Genomic DNA, 8,847 nt, shown 5'->3' with positions numbered 1-8,847 from the left:
GGCATAGGCCACGGCAGAGGCCACGGCAACGGCAACGGCAACGGCAACGGCAACGGCAACGGCAACGGCAACGGCAACGGCAACGGCAATATAGGGGGGTTACCTCAAAAAAGGTATCTATTTATTCGATTAAAAAAAGCCGATATTTACGCTTATTTTAGATGTTTCATTAGCGCATGATGGTCCCATTCCACCCCTTGAAGGAGTCCGATCATGCTTCAACTACGACCATTCAATACCCTCGGCGCGGCCAACCACGGCTGGCTCGATGCGCACCACCACTTCTCATTCGCCGAGTACTACGACCCAGCACGCATGCATTGGGGCAACCTGCGCGTCTGGAACGACGACATCATCGCCGCTGGCAGCGGCTTCCCGCCCCACCCTCACCGGGACATGGAAATCATCACCTACGTCCGCGAAGGAGCCATCACCCATGAAGACAACCTGGGAAACAAGGGCCGAACCGAGGCCGGCGACGTGCAGGTGATGAGCGCCGGCACGGGCATCGCGCACAGCGAGTACAACCAAGAGGACAGCGACGCGCGCATTTTCCAGATCTGGATCGTGCCCGAGCGCAGTGGTGAAGCACCGTCCTGGGGTACACGCCCGTTCCCCAAGGGTGAACGCGGCGAAGGCTTCGTGACCCTGGCCAGTGGCAGGGATGGCGATGAAGGCAGCCTGCCGATTCGTACCGATGCCCGCCTGGTCGCCGCAACGCTGCGCGCCGGAGAAACCGCCGAATACCGGTTCGACCCCAAGCGTCGCGGCTACCTGGTCCCGGCCAAGGGCCGCATCGAGGTCAATGGGCTGAAAGCCAATGCCCGAGACGGCGTGGCCATCGCCGAAGAAACGCTGCTGCAGGTCACAGCCCTGGAAGACAGCGAAATCGTGCTGGTTGACGTTGCCTGAGACAGTAGCACCCAGCCGGGCCAGTCCCTCAAGGATTGCCCGGCTGGGCCAACTCAGCCAACACCTCGGCGGACGTGGTGACCTGGCGGAAATGATGCGCCCACAAGGCGATGCCCATCTTCGCCGAGCGATCCAGCGAGGAGCCGACCGTCATGTCAGTCACCAGCGTCGGCATCAACCCGGCGTCGAACAGCGCGAAACCGGCTGCCAGCACACAGGTGTCGGTCTGCAAACCGCTCACCAGCACACGCTGCACCCCCAGACGGTGCAGGTACTCGATCATTTCGGTACCCGGCCCGTAACCATGCTTGATGAACACCTGATCGGCTTCGATCAGGCTTTCATCCTGGGCAGCCGGATGCCAGCCCAATTGCCGCTCGAACGGTGTCACCCGCTCATCGTGCAACTCGACCGAGGCGATGGTAGGTATATTGGCCGACAGCAGTCGCAGCCCGTCGATCAACCATTCCGGCGGGCTGAATGTGGACTGGACGTCCACGATGAGCAGGACCTGACGCATGAGCACCTTCTGTCATGAAAAAAGCCACGGAGTATACCCGCCTGGGCCTAAAGAGCGCGTTGAAGCCAAACCTGCTGGTGCGGGACAGTACTCGGCAAGGCTGATGAACAAATCTTCATGCAGGCCTGAGCCCCACAGGCTCGGGCGGCCTGGGCCTGGGTCTGCTCACCATGCGGCTACGCGCCTTGAGGCAGGCATGCAGCTTGCGTAGCATCACTGCCCCATCCGGTACCAGGCAGGACCCACGCCTGCGCGCCCAGCCTTCTACAGACAGAGCCCATGCCCCAACCGATCCCCCTCAAGGACCATGAAAAGGAAAAGCACCTGGTCAACCGCCGGCTACTGGCCTGCGCTGCGCTGGTCTTCAGCCTGGTCGCCATCCTGATTGGTCGGTTATATGTGCTGCAAGTCATCCAGCATGACCAGCAAAGCGCCGTCTCGGAGAACAATCGCGTCCATGTACTGCCGATCGCACCCGAACGAGGCTTGATCTACGACCGCAATGGCACCGTGCTGGCCGACAACAAGCCCAGCTTCGACCTGACCATGACCCGTGAACGGACCGGCGGAGACAGCGCCAAGGTGCTCGACACCCTGACCCAGGTCCTGGGACTGGATGAGGAGGACCGCAAGCAGTTCGACAAGGATCTGCGACGCGGGCGCAAACCCTTCGAACCGGTCACCTTGATGGTGGGCTTGAACGAAGAGCAGATTGCCTTGATTGCCGTCAACCAGTTCCGGTTGCCGGGCCTTGAAGTCGAGCCGCAATTCATCCGCGAATACCCGCTGGGCGAGCACTTTGCCCATTCGGTCGGATACGTAGGGCGCATCAACGAAAAAGAAGCCAAGACCCTGGACAGCACCGAGTACCGGGGTACTCAGTCGATCGGCAAGACGGGCATCGAACGCTTCTACGAAAGTCAGTTGCACGGCCACGTAGGCTATGAGGAAGTCGAGACCAATGCCCAGGGCCGGGTGATGCGCGTGCTCAATCACAAGGCCCCTACCCCAGGCCAGGATATCGTGCTGACCCTCGATGCCCACCTGCAATTGGCGGCGGAAAAGGCCCTGGGCGAGCGCCGTGGCTCGGTGGTGGTGCTGGACCCGGCCAACGGCGATGTGCTGGCGATGGTCAGTAACCCGGGCTTTGACCCCAACCTGTTCGTCAAGGGCATCAGTTTCAAGCAGTACGCCCAACTGCGCGACTCCATCGACCGCCCCCTGTTCAACCGCGTGCTGCGCGGGCTGTATGCCCCAGGTTCGACGGTCAAGCCCGAGGTGGCCATTGCCGGGCTGGACAGCGGCGTGATCACGCCGGGCAACCGGGTGTTCGACCCGGGTTACTACGAGCTGCCCAACTACGACCACAAGTACCGTAACTGGAACCGTAGCGGTGATGGCTGGGTGGACATGTACACGGCGATCATGCGCTCCAACGACACCTACTTCTACGACCTGGCGCACAAACTGGGTATCGAGCGCTTGCACGACTACATGGCTGAGTTCGGCCTCGGCCAGAAGGTGTCGCTGGACATGTTCGAAGAAGCAGCCGGGCTGATGCCTTCGGCCCAATGGAAGCGCGCGACACGCCGACAGCCTTGGTTCCCGGGTGAAACGTTGATCCTGGGCATTGGCCAGGGCTACATGCAGGTCACGCCGTTGCAGTTGGCCCAAGCCACCAGTCTGCTGGCCAGCAAGGGCGTATGGCACCGCCCGCACCTGGCGATGACCGTCGGTGGCGATGCGCCGGTCGACCCCAACCCCATGCCCGATATCGTCCTGCACGACAAACGCGCCTGGGACCAGGTCAGCCAAGGTATGCAAATGGTCATGCACGACCCGCGCGGCATCGCGCGTGCTGCCGCTGCCGGCGCGCAATACCGCATTGCCGGCAAGAGCGGCACGGCCCAGGTCGTGGCCATCAAGCAAGGGGAACGCTACAACCGCAACAAGACCCTGGAACGGCACCGTGACAACGCCTTGTTCGTCGGTTTCGCTCCGGCCGAGCACCCTAGCGTGGTCGTGGCGGTGATGATCGAAAACGGCGAAGCCGGTGGGCGGGTCGCAGGTCCGGTAGTCCGCGAGGTCATGGACGCTTACCTGCTGGACGATCAAGGTCATCTCAAGCCCGAGTACGCCGGCAGCTCGGCGGTCAAGCCACCTGCCCACGGCTGAAATCGGCTATCCGTTCAGGGCGCGACGCGGGGCATCAGATCGTAGGGGTGCTGCCAGCCTGGCAACGCCTGCAGGCGGGCTTTCCAGGCTTCGATGTGCGTGTACTGCTGCACGTCCATACCGGTGTCCTCGGGCATGAACACATAACCGGCCAGCGACAAGTCGGCGATGGTCGCCCGCGCGCCGACCATGAATGGCGTGCCGGCCAGGTGCCCATCGACGATGCGGTAGGCTGCGGCGGCGCGCTCGCGCAGAAACGTCGTCACCTCGGTTTCGCCCGTCTTCTTCAGGCACAACAGAAAGCGCAGCGCCGCGTAATAGCTGGTGAACTTGTGGTTGTCGAACAGCATCCAGCGCCAGATCTCACGCCGATCTTCTTCATGCTCCGGGCCGAACTGGCCTGTCTGTGCGCTCAAGTACTCGAGGATCAACGCCGACTGGGTCAAGCAGGTGCCCGCATGCATCAGCACCGGCACCTCACCCTGCTCGTTCACCTCATCACGCCACACCGGGTCGCGGGTCTGGCCGTTGAAGAAATCTACGAACACTGGCTGCCAGTCCTGGCCGGTCAGCTCGAGCATTAGCGCAGCCTTGTACGCATTCCCGGATTCGGCGAAGCAGTGCAACGTGTATTCAGACATGGTGCAGCCCTCGATGGCTGTCAGGGTGGGCCCCTGAGCAGAGCACGCGGGTGGCGGTGCGGTCAATCGGGCCTGGCGTCGATGGTTGCCAGGTCGGTTGACCAGCCCCATCCTGTCCCGTATGAGCAGACCATCGGCTAACGCTTCGGTGATGGAACTCCACCCACCTGCGTAGCCTCTCACCAATAGTGGTAATCCCCTGGGCTTCACCTATTGGAGAACACGACATGCGCCAACTTGCCCTCGTACCCGCACTGCTGCTTCTATTGCCTGCCGGCGCTGCCATGGCCCGCGTCGACGGCCGCGACATTGCCACCTCGGCCGGTGTCTCGGCTTCGCTGTACTCAACGTTCAAGGATGACAAGCGCATCATTCCTGCCCGTGACGAGCTGTCTGCATTCGTCGCCAGCGGTGGTGCCATTCGTGGTGCCTACGTGGAAGCTGCCTTGCAGCAAGCACGCAAGGACCACCCCGGCCTGCAAGTCAACGATGAAGAACTGGCTCGCGCCATTCTCTCCCAGGACGACCCTCTGGTCGCCCAACAATGACTGCCGCCGGCGTTGGCTTTCGTAGTGGCCAACGCCGGTCGTAGCCCGCCCTGCAAGCCCTGGGCCCGAACTGGGGCTACACTCGTCATGACCCCATAAAAACAAAGCATCCAAGTGAGATGGCGATGTTGTATGACGAACGCGTCGACGGAGCGCTGCCAACGGTTGACCGCGCGCTTTTGATCCAGTCCCTGCGCGATGCACTGCCCGATCTTCAATTGCTATGCCGCGATGAGGACCTCAAGCCGTATGAGTGCGACGGTCTGGCGGCGTACCGCACGGTCCCGTTGCTGGTGGTGTTACCCGAGCGCGTGGATCAGGTACAGGTTGTGCTGCAGATCTGCCACCGGCTCACCGTACCTGTCGTGGCTCGCGGCGCCGGAACCGGGCTGTCTGGCGGTGCCATGCCCTTGGCCAAAGGCGTGTTGCTGGTCATGGCGCGGCTCAATCGTATCCTTGAAGTCAGCCCCCAGGGCCGCTTCGCCCGCGTCCAGCCGGGCGTTCGCAACCTGTCCATTTCCCAGGCCGCCGCCCCTTACGGTCTGTACTACGCCCCCGATCCCTCATCGCAAATTGCCTGCACCATCGGCGGCAATGTGGCTGAAAACGCAGGCGGCGTGCATTGCCTGAAGTATGGTCTGACCGTTCACAACATCCTGAAACTGGAAGTGCTTACCGTGGCAGGTGAACGGTTGACCCTGGGTAGCGATGCGCTCGACAGCCCTGGGTTCGACCTGCTGGCACTGTTCACAGGCTCCGAAGGCATGCTGGGGATCGTCACCGAGGTGACCGTACGGCTGCTGCCCAAGCCACCCGTGGCACGGGTCCTGCTGGCCAGCTTTGACCGGGTCGAGGACGCCGCACGGTCCGTCGCCCACATCATTGCCGCCGGCATCATCCCCGGGGGCCTGGAAATGATGGATAACCTGGCGATTCGCGCTGCCGAGGACTTCATCCATGCCGGGTATCCAGTGGAGGCAGCCGCCATCCTCTTGTGTGAACTCGACGGCGTCGAGGCCGATGTGCAGGAAGACTGCGAACGGGTTGCCGCGCTGTTCACCCAGGCCGGCGCCTGCGAGGTGCGGCTGGCGTGTAACGAGGCACAGCGTGCACGGTTCTGGGCGGGACGCAAGAATGCCTTCCCTGCCGTAGGCCGCCTGTCCCCGGACTATTACTGTATGGACGGTACGATTCCGCGGCGTGAATTGCCTTACGTGCTGGTGCGGATCAATGAAATGGCGCGCGAACATGGGCTGCGGGTGGCCAACGTGTTCCATGCGGGTGACGGTAATATGCACCCGCTGATCCTGTTCGACGCCAACCGGCCTGGCGAACTGGAGCGGGCCGAGTCCCTGGGTGGAAAAATCCTTGAACTGTGCGTGGCCGTGGGGGGAAGCATCACCGGTGAGCATGGGGTTGGCCGGGAGAAGATCAACCAGATGTGCGCCCAGTTCACTCATGACGAGCTGCGCGTGTTTCACGCGGTCAAGGCTGCATTCGACCCGCAGGGCTTGCTCAACCCTGGCAAGAACATTCCCACGCTGCACCGCTGCGCCGAATTCGGTGCGTTGCACGTGCACCATGGGCAGTTGCCCTTCCCTGCCCTGGAGCGGTTTTGATGGACGCGGACCAGGATGCAAGCCAGGCGCTGCTCGACCAGGTACGCCAAGCGCTGGATGCAGGTACGCCCTTGTGCATACAGGGCAGCGGCAGCAAGGCGATGATCGGCCATGCCGTCCACGGGCAAGTGCTTGATACACGCGGCCATCGCGGCATCGTCAGTTATGACCCCACGGAGCTGGTGCTGACGGCTCGCGCCGGTACGCCTTTGCGCGACATAGAGGCCGCGCTGCAGGATAACGGACAAATGCTACCGTGCGAGCCACCGCACCTGGGCCCGGGTGCCACCTTGGGCGGCATGGTGGCGGCTGGCTTGTCCGGGTCCCGGCGGCCCTGGGCAGGATCAGTGCGCGACTTCGTGCTGGGCACACAGGTAATCACGGGCCAGGGCAGCTTGCTGCGCTTTGGCGGCCAGGTAATGAAAAACGTAGCCGGGTATGACCTTTCACGGTTGCTGGCAGGCAGTTTCGGCTGTCTGGGCGTGTTGACCGAGGTATCGCTCAAGGTCCTGCCCGTGCCGCGGCACTGCGTAAGCCTGCGCCTTGGAATGGACCGCAGCCAGGCCTTGGCCGAGCTCACGCGCTGGGGCGCGCAACCGCTGCCGCTGAGCGGCGCCTGCCACGATGGCCAAGCGCTGTTCGTGCGCCTGGAAGGTGGCGAGGGTTCGGTAGCGTCGGCCCGCCAGCGCCTTGGCGGCGAGTGCGTGGACGGCGAGTTCTGGACGCAACTGCGTGAGCAGCGCCTGGCATTCTTCACCCAGGGCAGCGAACCCTTGTGGCGTGTGTCGGTACCTCTCGCGACAGGAGAACTGGACCTGCCGGGGCGCCAATGGCTGGACTGGGCAGGCGCCCAGCGTTGGCTGCGCACGGATGCCCCAGCCCACGCCATTCACCGCATTGCCGAGCAGGCTCGCGGCCATGCGCTGTGCCTTACCCCAGGCCAGGCCCACTATCCGCCGTTGTCGGAGCCGCTGATGCGCTACCACCGTAGCCTCAAGGCCCAGCTGGACCCCAAGCGCATTTTCAACCCTGGCCGTCTGTACCCGGACCTTTGAGGGCAGCCTATGCAGACCAACTTGAGTGACAGCGCACGCACGCTCGAGCGCGCCGACGAGGCAGAACGTATCTTGCGCGCGTGCGTACACTGCGGCTTCTGCACAGCGACCTGCCCCACCTACCAACTGCTTGGCGATGAGCTCGATGGCCCGCGTGGACGTATCTACCTGATCAAGCAGGTGCTCGAAGGCCAGCCCGCCACTACCAGCACTCAGGCTCACCTGGACCGATGCCTGTCGTGCCGCAGCTGCGAAAGCACTTGCCCGTCGGGTGTGCGTTATCACGACCTGCTGGACATCGGCCGGGCCGTCGTGGAGCAGCAGGTGCCAAGGCCAATGGGCCAGCGCCTGTTGCGTCACGGCCTGCGCTTTACGATGGTGCGCCCCGCTGTTTTCAGAGCCCTGCTCCGAGCTGGCCAAGCCCTGCGCCCGTGGCTACCGGCGCAGGCCCGGGAAAAGGTTCCGCTGCGCAAGGCAGCTGACCTGACGCGCCCTGCCGTACGCCACCGGCGACGCGTCCTGATGCTCGAGGGGTGCGTGCAACCGGCATTGTCACCGGCGACCAACGCCGCGGCGGCGCGCCTGCTCGACCGCGTCGGCATCAGCGTGACCCCTGCACCGGCCGGGGAGTGCTGTGGAGCCATCGATTTCCACCTCAATGCCCAGGAGCAAGGCTTGCAGCGCGCACGACGGCGCATCGATGCCTGGTGGCCGGCCGTCGAGGCCGGCGTCGAGGCGATCGTGATTCCAGCGAGCGGCTGCGCCGCGTTCGTGCGCGAGTATGCTCACCTTTTGGCCGCTGACCCGGCCTACGCAGCCAAGGCGGCACGGGTCAGCAGCCTGTGCCGTGACCTGGTGGAAGTCCTGGGTGATGCGCCTATCGAGCAGCTGGCGGTACCCGCGGGGCGGCGCCTGGCGTTTCATTGCCCATGCACGCTGCAACATGCCCTGAAACTGGGTGGGGCTGTCGAAGCGCTACTGATCCGAATCGGGTTTACCTTGACGCCGGTTACCGATGCTCACCTGTGTTGTGGCTCGGCAGGCACCTACTCGCTGACCCAGCCAGGGATGTCCAGGCAGCTGCGCGATAACCGGCTGGAGGCCCTGGAACGCGGGCAACCGGACGAGATAGCCACCGCCAACATTGGCTGTCAGGTGCATTTGAATAGCGCAGGGCGCACTGCGGTTCGGCACTGGGTAGAGATCGTCGAAGAGGCAGTCAGGCACGCAGAAGACCACGCCGGGACGCACAAGGAGTAGGCGGCCCTGCTGCCGTGAGCATCTCGATCACCGCACGTTTGAGCGTTGCCCATTCATGTGATTGGGATTTTTCACCGGCCACCTTAGGAACCGTCCTACTTGTCGCTTGGCATGGCA

At 63.4% G+C, this 8,847-nt stretch carries 9 protein-coding genes; 7 read left to right on the top strand and 2 right to left on the bottom strand.

The window, feature by feature from the left end; all coding sequences use genetic code 11:
• Both B2S33_RS04620 and B2S33_RS04615 read left to right on the top strand, forming a co-directional pair.
• On the top strand, nucleotides 1-180 hold a 180-nt coding region (locus tag B2S33_RS04620; protein WP_288649952.1), incomplete at its 5' end, for a hypothetical protein.
• Nucleotides 181-213: 33 nt separating this feature from the next.
• Nucleotides 214-912, top strand: a complete 699-nt coding sequence (locus tag B2S33_RS04615; protein ID WP_027915730.1) for a pirin family protein — start codon at nucleotides 214-216, stop codon at nucleotides 910-912.
• A gap of 28 nt (nucleotides 913-940) precedes the next feature.
• Here B2S33_RS04615 and B2S33_RS04610 read toward each other — a convergent pair whose 3' ends face one another.
• On the bottom strand, nucleotides 941-1,432 hold the full coding sequence (locus B2S33_RS04610) for a cysteine hydrolase family protein (protein ID WP_027915729.1): 492 nt from the start codon (nucleotides 1,430-1,432) through the stop codon (nucleotides 941-943).
• 279 nt (nucleotides 1,433-1,711) lie between these two features.
• On the opposite strand from B2S33_RS04610, the gene mrdA reads away from it, so the two are divergent.
• Nucleotides 1,712-3,607 (top strand): penicillin-binding protein 2, encoded by a 1,896-nt coding sequence (mrdA, locus tag B2S33_RS04605; RefSeq protein ID WP_027915728.1) that lies wholly within the window; start codon nucleotides 1,712-1,714, stop codon nucleotides 3,605-3,607.
• A 14-nt stretch (nucleotides 3,608-3,621) separates the two neighbouring features.
• Here the strand turns inward: mrdA and B2S33_RS04600 are convergent, their stop codons facing one another.
• Nucleotides 3,622-4,248: a glutathione S-transferase family protein gene (locus B2S33_RS04600; RefSeq protein ID WP_027915727.1), complete on the bottom strand. Its 627-nt coding sequence runs from the start codon at nucleotides 4,246-4,248 to the stop codon at nucleotides 3,622-3,624.
• Nucleotides 4,249-4,475: 227 nt separating this feature from the next.
• Here B2S33_RS04600 and B2S33_RS04595 point away from each other — a divergent pair, with 227 nt between their 5' ends.
• The 4 genes from B2S33_RS04595 to glcF all read left to right on the top strand — a co-directional run bounded on the left by B2S33_RS04595 (nucleotide 4,476) and on the right by glcF (nucleotide 8,730).
• Nucleotides 4,476-4,796 carry a DUF2388 domain-containing protein gene (locus tag B2S33_RS04595; RefSeq protein WP_027915726.1) on the top strand — a complete coding sequence of 107 codons (321 nt, stop codon included), beginning with the start codon at nucleotides 4,476-4,478 and terminating at the stop codon, nucleotides 4,794-4,796.
• Nucleotides 4,797-4,915: 119 nt separating this feature from the next.
• Nucleotides 4,916-6,415 (top strand): glycolate oxidase subunit GlcD, encoded by a 1,500-nt coding sequence (glcD, locus tag B2S33_RS04590; RefSeq protein ID WP_288649950.1) that lies wholly within the window; start codon nucleotides 4,916-4,918, stop codon nucleotides 6,413-6,415.
• Nucleotides 6,415-7,470: a glycolate oxidase subunit GlcE gene (glcE, locus tag B2S33_RS04585; protein WP_288649948.1), complete on the top strand. Its 1,056-nt coding sequence runs from the start codon at nucleotides 6,415-6,417 to the stop codon at nucleotides 7,468-7,470. Before glcD ends, glcE begins: the two co-directional genes overlap by 1 nt.
• Nucleotides 7,471-7,479: 9 nt before the next feature.
• Nucleotides 7,480-8,730 carry a glycolate oxidase subunit GlcF gene (glcF, locus tag B2S33_RS04580; RefSeq protein ID WP_088523206.1) on the top strand — a complete coding sequence of 417 codons (1,251 nt, stop codon included), beginning with the start codon at nucleotides 7,480-7,482 and terminating at the stop codon, nucleotides 8,728-8,730.
• Nucleotides 8,731-8,847: the final 117 nt, after the last annotated feature.

The sequence above is a fragment of the Pseudomonas sp. UBA5568 genome, assembly GCF_002425525.1.
Lineage (GTDB): Bacteria > Pseudomonadota > Gammaproteobacteria > Pseudomonadales > Pseudomonadaceae > Aquipseudomonas > Aquipseudomonas fulva.
Note: the sequence above shows the minus strand (reverse complement) of the source record. Positions and strands in the feature narration are given on the sequence as shown.